This is a genomic window from Pristimantibacillus sp. PTI5, from assembly GCF_048572955.1.
GTDB lineage: Bacteria > Bacillota > Bacilli > Paenibacillales > Paenibacillaceae > Pristimantibacillus.
Map to the genome: position 1 here is coordinate 4293641 of NZ_CP183886.1, position 14029 is coordinate 4307669.

Annotated in this window: 13 protein-coding genes; 12 read left to right on the plus strand and 1 reads right to left on the minus strand. The window is 50.9% G+C overall.

Features of this window, described 5'->3' with window-relative positions:
• The first annotated feature begins 14 nt into the window (after nucleotides 1–14).
• The 12 genes from ACN6MW_RS19080 to trhA all read left to right on the plus strand — a co-directional run bounded on the left by ACN6MW_RS19080 (nucleotide 15) and on the right by trhA (nucleotide 13005).
• Nucleotides 15–1235 carry a response regulator gene (locus ACN6MW_RS19080; RefSeq protein WP_419871626.1) on the plus strand — a complete coding sequence of 407 codons (1221 nt, stop codon included), beginning with the start codon at nucleotides 15–17 and terminating at the stop codon, nucleotides 1233–1235.
• A gap of 194 nt (nucleotides 1236–1429) precedes the next feature.
• Nucleotides 1430–2512, plus strand: a complete 1083-nt coding sequence (chvE, locus tag ACN6MW_RS19085; RefSeq protein WP_419871627.1) for a multiple monosaccharide ABC transporter substrate-binding protein — start codon at nucleotides 1430–1432, stop codon at nucleotides 2510–2512.
• Nucleotides 2513–2666: 154 nt separating this feature from the next.
• Entirely contained in the window at nucleotides 2667–4199 is a 1533-nt protein-coding gene (mmsA, locus tag ACN6MW_RS19090) for a multiple monosaccharide ABC transporter ATP-binding protein (protein WP_419871628.1), read from the plus strand.
• 5 nt (nucleotides 4200–4204) lie between these two features.
• Nucleotides 4205–5368, plus strand: a complete 1164-nt coding sequence (gene mmsB / locus ACN6MW_RS19095) for a multiple monosaccharide ABC transporter permease (protein ID WP_419871629.1) — start codon at nucleotides 4205–4207, stop codon at nucleotides 5366–5368.
• 192 nt (nucleotides 5369–5560) lie between these two features.
• Nucleotides 5561–6433, plus strand: a complete 873-nt coding sequence (gene efeO / locus ACN6MW_RS19100; RefSeq protein WP_419871630.1) for an iron uptake system protein EfeO — start codon at nucleotides 5561–5563, stop codon at nucleotides 6431–6433.
• Between the two features lie 4 nt (nucleotides 6434–6437).
• Nucleotides 6438–7751 (plus strand): iron uptake transporter deferrochelatase/peroxidase subunit, encoded by a 1314-nt coding sequence (efeB, locus tag ACN6MW_RS19105; RefSeq protein ID WP_419871631.1) that lies wholly within the window; start codon nucleotides 6438–6440, stop codon nucleotides 7749–7751.
• 59 nt (nucleotides 7752–7810) lie between these two features.
• Nucleotides 7811–9625 (plus strand): FTR1 family iron permease, encoded by a 1815-nt coding sequence (locus tag ACN6MW_RS19110; protein WP_419871632.1) that lies wholly within the window; start codon nucleotides 7811–7813, stop codon nucleotides 9623–9625.
• A 170-nt stretch (nucleotides 9626–9795) separates the two neighbouring features.
• Nucleotides 9796–10122, plus strand: coding sequence for a LapA family protein (locus ACN6MW_RS19115; protein WP_419871633.1), 327 nt, complete (start codon nucleotides 9796–9798; stop codon nucleotides 10120–10122).
• Nucleotides 10123–10167: 45 nt separating this feature from the next.
• Nucleotides 10168–11085 carry a TRM11 family SAM-dependent methyltransferase gene (locus ACN6MW_RS19120; RefSeq protein ID WP_419871634.1) on the plus strand — a complete coding sequence of 306 codons (918 nt, stop codon included), beginning with the start codon at nucleotides 10168–10170 and terminating at the stop codon, nucleotides 11083–11085.
• Nucleotides 11086–11116: 31 nt separating this feature from the next.
• Nucleotides 11117–11320 carry a hypothetical protein gene (locus ACN6MW_RS19125; RefSeq protein ID WP_183562303.1) on the plus strand — a complete coding sequence of 68 codons (204 nt, stop codon included), beginning with the start codon at nucleotides 11117–11119 and terminating at the stop codon, nucleotides 11318–11320.
• 265 nt (nucleotides 11321–11585) lie between these two features.
• On the plus strand, nucleotides 11586–12281 hold the full coding sequence (locus ACN6MW_RS19130) for a lipase family protein (protein ID WP_419871635.1): 696 nt from the start codon (nucleotides 11586–11588) through the stop codon (nucleotides 12279–12281).
• A gap of 76 nt (nucleotides 12282–12357) precedes the next feature.
• Nucleotides 12358–13005: a PAQR family membrane homeostasis protein TrhA gene (trhA, locus tag ACN6MW_RS19135; protein WP_419871636.1), complete on the plus strand. Its 648-nt coding sequence runs from the start codon at nucleotides 12358–12360 to the stop codon at nucleotides 13003–13005.
• A gap of 127 nt (nucleotides 13006–13132) precedes the next feature.
• On the opposite strand, the gene ACN6MW_RS19140 is transcribed toward trhA, so the two are convergent.
• A complete protein-coding gene (locus ACN6MW_RS19140) occupies nucleotides 13133–13957 on the minus strand; it encodes a lipase family protein (RefSeq protein WP_419871637.1) in 825 nt (274 codons plus the stop codon).
• Nucleotides 13958–14029 lie beyond the last annotated feature (72 nt).

Here is a 14029-nt window from a genome sequence, read left to right on the forward strand (position 1 = left end):
AAGGCGGATTTCAATTGGATGGCTTACTAAGGGTATTAATTGCTGACGATGAACCGATTATTCGGGAAGGTGTCCGGGACTCGGTCGATTGGGCATCGCTCGGCATGCGCGTGTGCGCAGAGGCGGAGGACGGTGAAGAAGCGCTGGAGCTGGCGCTTCTGAATCATATTCACGTTGCGCTGGTCGATCTGAATATGCCGATCATGAACGGTATCGCGCTCATGAAGGAGCTGCGGCAAAAGCTGCCGCAATGCCGGATTGTTATCATTACGGGCCACGATGAATTCGCATACGCGCAAGAGGCGATTCGGCTTAGCGTGGATGATTATATTTTGAAGCCGGCCAATGCGGAGCAGCTGCACCAGGTGCTTGCCCGGATCAGGCATGACCTGGAGACGGCTCAGAAGCAGGAGGAACATTTGCAGCAGGCATCCAAACAAATCGTAAAGAACTTTCCGCTAATTCGCGAAAGATTCTGTCTCGAGTGGACGGAGGGAACGCTGACGGAAGACGAAATCGTAGAGCAGCTGCAGTTTTTGCGGCTTCCTGCCCGGTCACCGGCTCTGATCGGCGTAATCCGTTGGCCCGAGCTAAATGCGAGCATGCCGCTGCGCAAGGAAAACGACCGCCAGCTCTTTTTATTTGCGATCGAGAACATCGTGTCCGAGATGCTTGAGGGTTATGAAAAAGCATTATTCCGCGACCATGCCGGTTTAATCGTCATGATCATGTGGGGAACGGTGCCGGAAGCGCTGATCTCGGATATGCAGCAAGCGGTCCAGGCCTACTTAAAAATAACCGTACATGTGTTTACCCAATCGGTCGAGCAAGGCCTGCTGTCCGTTCCTGCGGTCTATCGCCAATGCAAAGCGGGCATCTACAAGGAGACGGTAATGTCTCCGCTTGTACGCCGGGCACAGGACTACATCCGCGAGACGTACATGGATGCGGATATGAGTCTTGAGGCATTCGCGAATTTAATGCAGGTATCGCCGGTTTATATGAGCCGAATCATAAAGCAAGAGCTGGGCACTTCCTTTGTCAGCTTGGTTACGCAGCTTCGCATGAGCAAAGCGATACAACTGCTAAATGCAACGGATTTGCCGATCAATGAAATCGCCGAGAGGGTTGGTTACGATACGCAGCATTACTTCAGCACCGCCTTTAAGAAAGCAGTTGGCGTCTCGCCCAATCAATACCGAAAAGGAGCTGCCTTCCAGGAGGATGAGCCTTGAATAGGGAGCACAACCGAACCATCCCATGCCCTGCCGGCGCGATATCGCGCTGACGGGGCATTTTTTTATTTGCGGGGCAAAGGTTTAATTTTTATAAAAAAGGTAGCTTTATTGCAAAGACGCTTCCCGGCGCCCGAATGTATATTGATTAAGCAGAAATAAACTTGTTCAGAGACGAAAGGGGACTGGCACACGTGAGAAAAGGGCTGGCTTTACTTGTAGTAACGGCACTTGTATTCGTACTTGCAGCTTGCGGAGGAGGTTCTAATAGCGGAGGCAGCGGGGATAGCGGCTACGTAGGCATCTCGATGCCCACGAAATCATCCGAGCGATGGGTAGGCGACGGATCGAACATGGTGAAGGAGTTCGAGGGGCTCGGCTATAAAACGGATCTTCAGTATGCGGAGGATGTTATCGAGAACCAAGTATCCCAAATTGAAAACATGATCACGAAAGGCGTAGATATTCTCGTCATCGCGCCTATTGACGGAGAATCGCTTAGCGACGTGCTCCGCAAAGCAGATAAAGAGGGCATCGAGGTAATCGCTTACGACCGCCTAATCAAGAAGACGGAGCATGTCAGCTACTACGCGACGTTCGATAACTTTAAAGTAGGCGTTCAGCAGGCTTCTTATATTGAAGAAAAGCTTGGCCTTAAGGATGGCAAAGGCCCGTTCAACATCGAGCTGTTTGCAGGCTCCCCGGACGATAATAACGCCTACTTCTTCTTTGACGGAGCGATGTCCATTCTTAAGCCTTATATCGACAGCGGTAAGCTGGTCGTCCGAAGCAAACAAACAACAATGGATCAGGTTGCAACGCTTCGCTGGGACGGCTCGCTTGCCCAGTCCCGCATGGACAACCTGTTAAGCGCGAACTACGCTTCGGAGAAGGTGCATGCCGTATTGTCGCCATATGACGGTATCAGCATCGGTATTTTGTCTTCCTTAAAAGGGGTAGGCTACGGTGCGGACGGCAACCCGCTTCCGATCGTTACGGGCCAAGACGCAGAGCTTGCTTCGGTTAAATCGATTATTGCGGAAGAACAAACGCAAACGGTATTCAAGGATACGCGTGAGCTGGCGAAAAAAGCGGTAGCGATGGCGGACAGCATTTTGAAAGGCAAGGAAGTCGAAGTAAATAACACGGAAACGTACGATAACGGCGTGAAGGTTGTTCCTGCGTTCCTGCTGGAGCCCGTCTCGGTAGATAAAACCAATTATAAAGCAGCACTCATTGATACCGGCTTTTACACGGAAGACCAGCTCTCCAAATAATTCGCATGCCTGATAAGCTCCAATGGTTTAGTGATGGTTGCTCAGACTGTCACTAAATCATTTTTATTAAGACGAATTCACCACGAAACGATGCGAGGCCGCCATAGGACGGCATCAGCCGTTTACGCTTGATGGGTAAGGAAGTGATCATGACATGACGACAGGCATCATCCTCGAGATGAAAAATATTACGAAGACGTTCCCGGGCGTCAAAGCGCTTGAAAATGTGAATTTGCAAGTGAAGGAGGGCGAAATCCACGCGCTCATGGGCGAGAATGGCGCCGGCAAGTCAACGCTGATGAAGGTGCTCAGCGGCGTATACCCGCACGGTACTTATACGGGCGATATTTTATACAAAGGTCAGGTTTGCGAGTTTAAGGACATTACGCAAAGCGAGCAGCTTGGCATCGTAATCATACATCAGGAATTGGCGCTGATCCCGCAGCTTTCCATATCGGAAAATATCTTTCTCGGCAATGAGCAGTCGAGGAGAGGAATCATTAATTGGAATGAAACGATTATTAAAACGAAAGAGCTGCTCCAAACGGTGGGTCTAAACGAGTCGCCTAATACGCTCATTTCCATGATCGGCGTCGGCAAGCAGCAGCTTGTGGAAATTGCAAAAGCGCTGTCGAAAAAAGTGAAGCTGCTCATTCTTGATGAGCCGACGGCCGCATTGAACGAAGAGGACAGCGAAAATTTACTGGATCTGCTCCTAGCATTTAAGAAGCAGGGCATCTCTTCGATTATGATCTCGCATAAGCTGAATGAAATTACGCAGGTTGCCGATTCCATCACGATCCTGCGTGACGGCCAAACGATAGAAACGCTCGATATGGTGAAGGACAGCATTTCGGAGGACCGGATCATAAAAGGGATGGTCGGCCGCGATTTGACGCAGCGTTATCCGGTGCGCGAGCCGGATATCGGGGATACGATCTTTGAGGTGAAAGAGTGGAACGTTTATCATCCTACGCAGCAGGACCGCAAGGTGATCGACGACGTGAACCTGCATATCCGCAAGGGTGAAATTGTAGGCATAGCGGGACTTATGGGGGCCGGACGGACGGAGCTGGCGATGAGCATATTCGGCAAATCCTACGGAAAACGGATAAGCGGGGATGCTTATTTGAAGGGCAAGAAAGTGCAGCTGAATACGATCAATCAAGCGATTGACCACGGCATTGCTTACGTGACGGAGGATCGCAAGCATTATGGGCTCATTCTTATCGATGACATTAAACGGAATATTACGCTCACCAGTCTCCACAAGATATCGCGGAATGGTGTCGTGAATGCGAACCAGGAAATCGTCGAAGCGGAAAGCTTCCGCTCGAAGCTCAATATAAAGACGCCGAGTATTTTGCAGAAAACAGGTAATTTAAGCGGAGGCAACCAGCAGAAGGTCGTGCTGAGCAAATGGATTTTTGCGGGACCCGAGGTACTCATGCTGGATGAACCGACACGGGGCATTGACGTAGGCGCCAAATATGAAATTTATACGATCATTAATCAGCTAGCGTCGGAGGGCAAAGGCGTACTGATCATTTCATCGGAGCTTCCCGAGCTGCTCGGGATGTGTGATCGCATTTATGTGATGAGCGAGGGCAGGCTGACGGGCGAAGTAAGCGGGCAGGAAGCCTCGCAAGAGCATCTGATGAAATTAATGACGAAAAGCAGGAGGTAAGGCAGATGGAGGCATTTAGCAAATTGTTCAAAAGCAATATCCGCCAATATGGCATGATCATCGCCCTCGTACTAATTATGGTGCTTTTCCAAATCTTAACCGACGGCATTCTGCTGAAGCCGCTCAACATAACGAATCTCATTTTGCAAAATAGTTATATTCTCGTACTTGCCATCGGTATGCTTCTTGTTATCATAACGGGCCATATCGATCTCTCCGTAGGTTCGGTTGCTGCTTTCGTCGGTGCGATCTCGGCGATATTGGTTGTCGAAATGCAAATTCCTTATCCGATCGCTATCGTTTTATCGCTAGTATTCGGAGGACTGGTTGGCGCTTGGCAGGGATTCTGGGTCGCCTATATTCGCATCCCATCGTTCATCGTTACGCTGGCGGGCATGCTGTTATTCCGAGGCTTGACGATGGTTGTCTTGAATGGGCAGTCGATCTCACCTTTTCCCGAAGGGTTTCAACGCATCAGCTCCGGTTTCATTCCGGATTGGTTCGGGGGCGGCGACATTCATGTGCTTACGATCGTGATCGGCTTGGTCTTATCGCTAGTGCTTGTTTTTACGGAATGGCGCAACCGCTTGACGCAGCAGCGTTATCAGTTCAGCGTGGTGCCGGCGCCGCTGTTCGCGCTGAAGCTTGTTGGAATCGTAGCGATTATTAATTTGTTCACCTATGTTCTGGCAGCTTACGAAGGCATTCCGAATATTCTCATCGTTTTGTTCATACTCGTTGTCGTTTATACGTTTGTCATGAATAAGACGGTTATGGGACGGCATATTTATGCGCTGGGCGGCAATGAGAAGGCTGCCAAATTGTCCGGCGTAAAAACACAGCGGATGACATTTTGGGTTTTCGTCAATATGGGCGTGCTTGCCGCGCTGTCGGGACTATTGTTCGCGGCCCGCTTGAATGCGGCAACGCCGAAGGCCGGCGTTAACTTTGAACTGGATGCCATCGCGGCTGTCTTTATCGGAGGCGCTTCGGCAACCGGCGGTATCGGTACGGTTATCGGCGCGATCATCGGAGGACTTGTGATGGGAGTTATGAATAACGGGATGTCACTCGTTGGTCTCGGCATCGATTGGCAGCAGGGAATTAAAGGCTTGGTGCTGCTGCTCGCCGTAGCGTTTGACATTTATAACAAAAATAAAGCTTCATAAATTGCAGCATGAATAAAGGGATGGGTGCCCGGTTAGCCGGGTCCCGTCTTTTTTTCCGTCCAACGGGTGGAGAAGCACATCTGCGATAACTCCATTTTAATTAGAAAACAATTCGTTGACAATGATTATCATTTGCGAATATACTTCATTTTAGAATAATACAGATCCAATTTATATTGGAGTGGGGGAGCAATGATAATGAAGTTTAAACTAATGGCCTTTTTACTGGCTTGCACGATCGTATTTACGGGCTGCGGCTCCAATGCTGCGGAAAAAGATGAACCGGCAAATGCAACAAATGCCACGGATAATGCAACGAATGAGACGGCAGCTTCGGATGATGTTTGGGCGCCTATTTTGGAGAGCTACCGTCAGTTTACGATCGAGCAGGCCGATACTTTCATTATAGAAACGGAGAAGTTCGTAACGGCGGTTAAGGGCGGTGATTTGGAGGCTGCCAAGCAGCTGTACGCTCCAACGCGCATGTATTTCGAACGCATTGAGCCGATTGCTGAAGCGATTGGCGATTTAGATCCGAATATCGATGCGCGCGAGAATGATGTTGAGGACAAAGACTGGCGCGGGTTCCACCGCATTGAGCAAGCGCTTTGGGCGAATAACACGACGGAAGGCATGGAGGAGTACGCGGATCGCCTGCTGGAGGACGTTAAGCTGCTTCGCGCGTTGATGGAAACCGTCGAGGTGGAGCCAAGCTTGCTTGTTACGGGAGCTGTAGAGCTATTGAATGAGGTATCTTCAACGAAGGTAACCGGCGAGGAAGAACGTTATTCCCATACGGATTTGTATGATTTCGCCGCGAATGTGGAAGGCGCCGACAAAATCTACCAGCTGGTAAAGGCTGAATTGAATAAGAAGGATGGCGCGCTTGATGAGCAAATCGGCAAAGGCTTCGCCGATCTCGAGCAAGCTCTGGCGGCCTATAAGACAGGCGACGGTTATGTTTCTTACTTGGATTTGAAAGAAGAAGATACGAAAAAGCTGAGCCAGCTAATCGACGCGCTTGCAGAGCCGCTTTCTCAAATGGGAACGATATTGGAGGCTTAACCACATGTCTAAATCAACCGAATCCGATCAAACCAAAGATGACGTTCATTCGAGAATCATTGATAAAAAAATCAGCCGCAGGGATTTACTGCGGATGGCAGGCGTAGGCGGTGCAGGCTTGCTGCTGGGCGCAGCTGGAGTAGGCGGATTATTCTCCGCGCAGGAGCGCGGCGCTGCCCAGCCGGCCTCAAAGGCTGCTAAAGCGGATGCGGATCAGATCGTGAGCTTCTATGGCAAGCACCAGGCTGGAATTACGACGCCGGCGCAGGATTTTATCGTATTTGCCGCCTTTGATTTAACGGCAACAACGCTTGATGAGGTACGGAAGCTGTTTCAAGCTTGGACTAAAGCGGCGGCTGCGATGGCAAGCGGTGAGATGCTCGGTAATACGAATGACAACTTGAATCTGCCGCCGTCGGATACGGGCGAGGCTGAAGGGTTATCGCCTTCACGCACAACCATTACCTTCGGAGTAGGTCCTTCCTTCTTTGACGGAAGGTACGGCTTAGCCGGCAAACGGCCGGCGGCACTTCCCGATTTGCCCGCTTTTGGCGGCGATGAGCTGCGCGAGGAATGGTCAGGCGGCGATATTGGCGTACAAGTGAATGCCAATGATATGCAAATCGCATTTCATGCGGTACGCAACCTGGCCCGGATTGCCCGAGGGAAAGCAATATTGCGCTGGACGCAGGAAGGCTTTCAACGAACAAGCGCAGCCGATCCGGCCGGAGCAACGCCGCGTAACCTGATGGGCTTCCGGGATGGCACAGGCAATCCGGATGCCACGGACGACGCGGAAATGAAGAAGGTCGTATGGGCTGCCGCATCCGACGGCACCTCTTGGATGGATCAAGGCAGCTACATGGTTGTAAGGCGAATCCGCATGCGTATCGAAGTATGGGACCGATCTACGCTAGGTGACCAAGAGGCATCCTTTGGCCGTCACCGGAACAGCGGAGCGCCGATCGGGTCCGCCCATGAAATGGATAAGCTTGATCTGGACAAAAAGGATGAGAAGGGCAAGCCTGTCATTCCGATGAATGCCCATGTCCGGCTGGCGCACGGCGACGGCTCGGTAAAAATCCTGCGCCGCTCCTACTCCTATTCGAGCGGAATGGATAACAAAACCGGACAGTTGGATGCCGGCTTGTTATTTATTTGCTTCAATCGCGATTCACGCAAGCAGTTTATTCCGATGCAGCAGAAGCTCGGGCAAAGCGACCTGCTGAACGAATATATCGTTCATACGGGCAGCGCGGTGTTTGCATGCTTTCCCGGCGTAAGCGAAGGCGGTTATATCGGAGAAACGTTATTTTAAACGCTGGATCCAAGTTAATAAAAAAATGATGCTTTTTAAGACGAAAGGGGCGGACCAAGATGTTCGCACAACGCAGCAGCGGAAAGAAACGTCATATAATACGTTTCTTTTCCGTTGTTTTTCTGTTAGCGATGATAAGCAGCGGCGGATTTTATGCGCAGGCAGAGGGAACGCAGGCGGCTGAGCTGGATCGCCTGCTTCCCTTGGTGGGCAGCGCGTTAGTAGAGGCTGGCCAAGGGAAATGGAAAGAGGCATCCGGGCATGTGGAAAATGCGGCCGTGATGTGGAAAGAGCTTAAACCGGCGGCGACAAAAGAAACGGCAGACGTAGATTCCGCGCTTGCAGGAGCGGCTAAAGCTCTGGCGGCTGCAGAGCGCGATACAGATCCGGCGAGAGCGAAAGCCTCGCTTTCCACGCTGGCCAAAGCATTAAATAAATATGTGAAAAGCGTGCAAGGGGAAACTCCGCAGCTCGACGGTCAAGCTGCTGCCGTAAGCCTGCTGCCGTTAGCGCAGCAGCTGCTTGAGCATATTCAAGCCGGGGAGTGGGAGAAGGCAAGCGGGGATTACCGCCTGATGAACGCGGGCTGGCCTAAAATCGAGCCGGCTGTAAGAGCGGATAATCTCAGCGTATACGGCGGCTTGGAAACAAAGATGAGCATGCTTCGCATTGCGATCCAAGCAGAGCCGCCGCGGGCGGATCAAGCGCAGACCGAGGCGCTAGCGCTCATACAATTGATCAACGATTACCGTGACGGCAAGATTACGGCTGCCCCCGCGAAAACGGGTTTAACGGTAACGGACGCCGTCGATATTTTAAATCAGGCGCTAAACGATATTCAGGAAGGACATTACCTGGAAGCAGCAGGACAGATGGAAGCGTTTATTGTCCAGTGGCCGGCAATCGAGGGCGATGTTCAGCTTCGCTCCGCTGCGGTTTACAGCAGCATCGAGATTCGGATGGCCGAAGTTGGCGGATATTTGGTTTCTGATCCGCCGGAAGCGGAAAAAGCGGAGCAATTAGTCGCCAGGATGCTGAGCCAGCTCGAGCCGATGATGCAGGAAACGAAGTACACCGCTTGGGATGCGGGTATGATTTTGCTGCGTGAGGGGCTTGAGGCCATATTGGTGCTTGCAGCCTTACTCGCATACTTGCAGCGTTCGGGCAACAGCGATAAACGCAAGTGGGTATGGTCGGGCGTTTGGGTAGGTCTGCTGCTTAGCGGCATCATGGCTTTTGTGCTTACCTACGCCATTGCCCAAGTAGCTGCCGGCAGTGCGCGCGAATCGATTGAGGGTATTGCAGGCTTGTTATCCGTGGTCCTGATGATTACGGTTGGTAACTGGCTGCATAATAAGTCGAATATGAAAAATTGGAATCAATACATCGATAAGCAAATGGGCAGCGCGCTTGCTCGCGGCAGCCTATGGTCGCTATTTGCCGTATCGGGTTTAGCGATCTTCCGCGAAGGGGCGGAAACGACGATTTTTTATGTCGGCATGGCGCCGTCCATCGCACCGCTTCAGCTTGCGCTCGGCTTTGGCGTTACATTTGTGCTGCTGCTTGCGCTGGGCTTTGCAATAATTAAGTTCAGCGCGAGGCTTCCGGTGCGGCCATTTTTCCTTGCAGCATCCGTGCTCATTTATTACCTGGTCGTTCGTTTTCTGGGAGAGAGTATCCATTCCCTGCAAGTTTCGGGATGGGTGCCGTCGCATACCGCCTCCGGTCTACCAACCATTGGCATACTGGGCGTATATCCGACCTGGGAAACAACGCTCCCGCAGCTGGCGGCGCTTGCGTACATCCTCGTGAAAATAAGCATTACGCAGCTGCGTAAAGCGGCAATGCCAAGGAAGACGGCAAACGTAAAATAACATGGAGGAGCGGGTGCTATAAGGCACCCGTTCTTTTTTTTATGAAATGATTCTTGATCATGCTCCTGCGGTTAAACTTATTGTGCTGCGGCAATCGGTTAGTACGGAGCTCATGAATAGGCGAATCGGCGGCGTTTATGGTATGATTTCTGGAAAAGGGAGGGATCGGTGTGAAGGGACAAGGCATTCTTATCTCCGCGTTGGTGTTCGCGTTTCTTATCGCGATATTCGCTGTTATTAACGTCGATTCGGTACAGGTGAATTTTCTGTTTACAAAAACAACGCTTCCGCTGATTCTCGTTATTTTGGCATCAACGCTGCTTGGGGGCTTGACGGTTGGGCTGCTTGGCATGATTCGCCAGATTCGTTTGCAGCGCACGGTGAGAGCGTTGGAGAAGCAGGTAGCAGAGTTGACCAACGAAGCCGAGCTGCTAGGTGTACCGTCTGCGGGCAATCGCATGGAACCAAAGGATGCGGCAAGACCGCAGAGCGAGTAACTAATTTTAAATAGAAGAAAGTATAAAATTTAAGCGAGGGCATTCATGTTTATTTATACGTATGCTTGTCATGAGGATGAGGCTGCCTTATGCGGGCTTGAGCTGGAAGCCTTGTTCGGCCAACCGGCGGATGGAGGAGTGATTCGCACTCCGCATGCCGTATCTGCGAGCCGCAGCCCGTTCATAAAACGGCGGATTGAGGTCATGAAAAAAGCGGATCGCTTAGATGAACTCCTCCTTCAACTGCCGGCAATCGAGCTGGGTGACCAAACCTTCAAGGTGCTGTTTACGCAAGGCGATGAAGCATTCGACTATGATGAACGGAGACAGCTCGAGCGGGCTGCCGGAGCTGCGATACGAGGCAAAGCGGATATGCGCAAGGCAGAGCGGCTCTTTGGATTGACGAAGCTGCAAGGAAGCTGGTTTTTCGGATTGCTGGAGGAGAATAGCGCCGTATGGCTCAACCATAAGAGCAAGCCGCAAAATTATTCGACCGCGCTTCCGACAAGAGCGGCGCGAGCGATCGTTAACCTCGCGGCGGGGCGCTCCCCCGGGCAGCTGCGGCTTATCGATCCCTGCTGCGGCATGGGCACCGTCCTCATTGAAGCGTTGTCGATGGGGATCCAAATAGAGGGAATGGATCTTAATCCGCTTGCCGTAAAAGGGGCGAGGGTCAATCTGGCCCATTTCGGCTATCCTAATGTGGTGAAGCTTGGCGATATGCGGCTTCTCGAGGGATTGTACGACGCGGCAATCTTGGATATGCCTTATAATTTATGCTCTGTCTTGCCGGAGAACGAACAGTTTGATATGCTGGAAAGCGTAAAGAAATGGGCCAAGCGAGCGGTCATCGTAACCACGGAACCGATCGGGCAGCAGCTGAAGCAGGCGGGCTGGCGGATAACAAAAAGCGTAACCTTGAGCAAAGCCTCTTTTACCAGATATATAAGTGTAGTAGAATAAGAATATGTAGTGCATGAAGTGAGGTGAACCTATGTCTACAATCGAACAAAACGAATCTGCCGAACAGCCGAAGAAGCTGACTCAAGCAGAGAAAGCGAAGCAGCTGCTCGCTCAGAAGAAACAATCGAAAGCTGGAGGAGCTCCAGGCCAAACACATCTTTCTACCGGGACGCAGGCACTGAAGAGCCAAAACACGAAGAAAGTTAACAATCAGCGTAAAAAGATGGGTGTATAGCTGTTCGAGTCGGTTAGTTAGACGCAGCAATAATCAAAGAGGAGCGCCGGCTGACCGCAGCCTGGCGCTCTTCTTTTGCATCCAAACGTACGGGACCGATTCAAATATCCGTTTTTGGGGTAACGCATTACATTATCGGTCAACAAGGAAATAACATAAATATGCAAGAATGAAATTTGCGGTTAACCCACATAATGAATATAAAGTTACGGTTAAATATTAAAGTGAGCGACATACGTTAATGTATATTACGGAGGGAATCGTTATGACGGCGACCAAACCATCACGAATGAATGTCTATTTGCTTGCCGGTATCGCTACGTCCAACAGCATCTTTACGGAATGCAAAATAAAGCTTGAAAAACTGTTTCAGTCTGACGGTGTAGAGCCCGACATTCATGTCATTTTCCCCTACGGCGATGCCAGCCGCAGCTTGGTTCGGCAAGTATTGGAGGTGAAAAGTGATTTGTCTAACCGCTTAACGGCCGGACGAATCGGCGGCTTGCATGCGCTTGGGAAGATCAAGGAAACGTTAACTAACGAACGCATTCTCCTGATTGGACACAGCGGAGGCGGAGCGGCGGCCTATCAGGCGGCGAAAATGCTGTATGAACAAGACAAGATCGAGGATTTCCGCATCGTGCAGGTCGGCTCGCCGAGAACGCCAATCGAGCCTAAGCTGCAAGACCGCGTCAGTTATTTTCATTCCATAGACAGATTGGGAAATCTGAATGATCCGATCAGCCGGATCGGCACCTGGGGCGGCTGGAGCAGAGACCGTTATACTGTACCAAGATGGAACCGCATGAAGTATGCGCCAGGTTATGTCGAAGGCATTCCTACGGTCGGCGGACATGCCGATTATTTTCGCCATACGCCAGACTACACTGACCAAGAGTCCATCTGTAATTTGGACAAAACGGTTGACCGTGTGCGCTGTTGGTTGAAAGGATGGGTATGATCCTTTACACTAAGTAAAGAGAATGCGTCCTGAAGGTATAAGGGCTCATCCTTATGACTTAGGAGGTGGATAGCCTATGGCGAATACCCATACGTATTCCAAAAAAGAAGAAATAGCGAATGCAGTCACGCATGGAATCGGAGCTGCGCTTAGCATAGCGGCGCTGGTGCTGTTAATTATATTCGCCGCATCGAAAGGAACGGCTCTGCATGTCGTTAGCTTTACGATATATGGCGCAGCAATGCTGCTCTTGTATTTAGCTTCGACGCTCGTCCACAGCTTTCCTGAGGGAAAAGCGAAGCGGGTATTCGAATCGCTTGACCACTCGTTTATCTATGTCTTTATCGCGGGCACGTATACGCCGATTTTGTTCCATATCGTAAAAGGGACGCTCGGCTGGGCATTGTTTGGCATCGTCTGGGGAGCCGCTCTCGTTGGCGTTATATTTAAAGCGTTTTTTGCGTCGCGGTTTCTCTTCACGTCGACGATCATTTATATTGCTATGGGATGGATTATCGTTTTTGCCTGGAAGCCTTTGAATGAACATTTGGCGCCAGGCGGCATACAGCTCCTTGTCACTGGCGGCTTGCTGTACACGTTTGGCACGGTTTTTTATGTATGGCGCGGTTTTCCTTATCACCATGCGGTATGGCATTTGTTCGTGCTGGGCGGATCGGTTGTCCATTTCTTCGCGATTTTGCTGTATGTGCTGCCTGCAAAGTAAGGAATACGACAACAGAATCGGATAACCCAAAATAGTGAGGCAAATCTCATTCACCATGAAGCCATTTTCATGGAGGCCGAGATTTGCATCACTATTTTTTTATGTTTGCCGCTGCTTGTATTGTCGGTTAGACATCAATCGCAGGACACCAGCCGGGCGGTTCAGCGCAAACGGACAATGCAAAGGCGGGGTCTTCTTTCGCAAGATCGGCAAAATAGCTTGATAAAATATGGTTGCCCGCGATGGAGCCCATCCGGAACGAACGTCTAACCTCGCCCTTAACATGCATATAGTAATACGTTTGTTTGGTTTTTGGGGATTGGTATACGAGAGTGGGCAGATGCGGTACGATATCAAATTCATTCTGAAAGCGCCAGTGGGTCGCAATTGCCGCGTTATAGGTACTGACAAATTTAGGATCGCCTACCCTGGGGGTACCGAAAGTATAGACAATAGGGGAAGTAAACGCAGAATTGTATGCCAGATCAATGGCCGCTAGCGTGGCTAGAGATCCGCCCAGGCTGTGGCCTGTAATGAATAACGGCTTTTCGGGAGGAAGCTTCTTTAAAATATCGAGTATGCTTATGCGGGCGGACATATAAATGTCGGTAAATCCTTTATGGGTGAGGCCTGCGTTTTTGACGGGCCGGTATGCGGTCTGCTGAGCGATGAAATCGGAAACCCAATCCACTGCGGAACCGCTGCCGCGGAAAGCGAGCACGGAAGCTCTCTCCGAGGTCAGCACAAACCCGAATCTTTCCGCACTGTTATCATAGGCTTTGGCAGTAAATTCGCCGACAAGGCTGTAAGACCTCGGGACAAGGAACAGTCCGTCCTTGTTGTTGTAATGCATATAGGTTTGCCCGCAAACAGCTGCCATAAACAGAGCTGTTCGAAGATCAAGCTCCTGCGATGCTTGCGTGTTTCTCGAGTTTCTCGGGTTTGCTCCCATATCATCCCTCCGCTCATACGGCTCCGGCTGTACCGATGTTGTATTGTATGACAAAGCGGGCTGATGGGTACC

What these genes read in the sequence shown, in the direction of transcription:
- mmsA (WP_419871628.1), top strand. Translation starts at nt 2,667, where the DNA reads ATGACGACAGGCATCATCCTCGAGATGAAAAATATTACGAAGACGTTC.
- mmsB (WP_419871629.1), top strand. Translation starts at nt 4,205, where the DNA reads ATGGAGGCATTTAGCAAATTGTTCAAAAGCAATATCCGCCAATATGGC.
- efeO (WP_419871630.1), top strand. Translation starts at nt 5,561, where the DNA reads ATGATAATGAAGTTTAAACTAATGGCCTTTTTACTGGCTTGCACGATC.
- efeB (WP_419871631.1), top strand. Translation starts at nt 6,438, where the DNA reads ATGTCTAAATCAACCGAATCCGATCAAACCAAAGATGACGTTCATTCG.
- ACN6MW_RS19110 (WP_419871632.1), top strand. Translation starts at nt 7,811, where the DNA reads ATGTTCGCACAACGCAGCAGCGGAAAGAAACGTCATATAATACGTTTC.
- ACN6MW_RS19120 (WP_419871634.1), top strand. Translation starts at nt 10,168, where the DNA reads ATGTTTATTTATACGTATGCTTGTCATGAGGATGAGGCTGCCTTATGC.
- ACN6MW_RS19125 (WP_183562303.1), top strand. Translation starts at nt 11,117, where the DNA reads ATGTCTACAATCGAACAAAACGAATCTGCCGAACAGCCGAAGAAGCTG.
- ACN6MW_RS19130 (WP_419871635.1), top strand. Translation starts at nt 11,586, where the DNA reads ATGACGGCGACCAAACCATCACGAATGAATGTCTATTTGCTTGCCGGT.
- trhA (WP_419871636.1), top strand. Translation starts at nt 12,358, where the DNA reads ATGGCGAATACCCATACGTATTCCAAAAAAGAAGAAATAGCGAATGCA.
- ACN6MW_RS19140 (WP_419871637.1), bottom strand. Translation starts at nt 13,957, where the DNA reads ATGGGAGCAAACCCGAGAAACTCGAGAAACACGCAAGCATCGCAGGAG.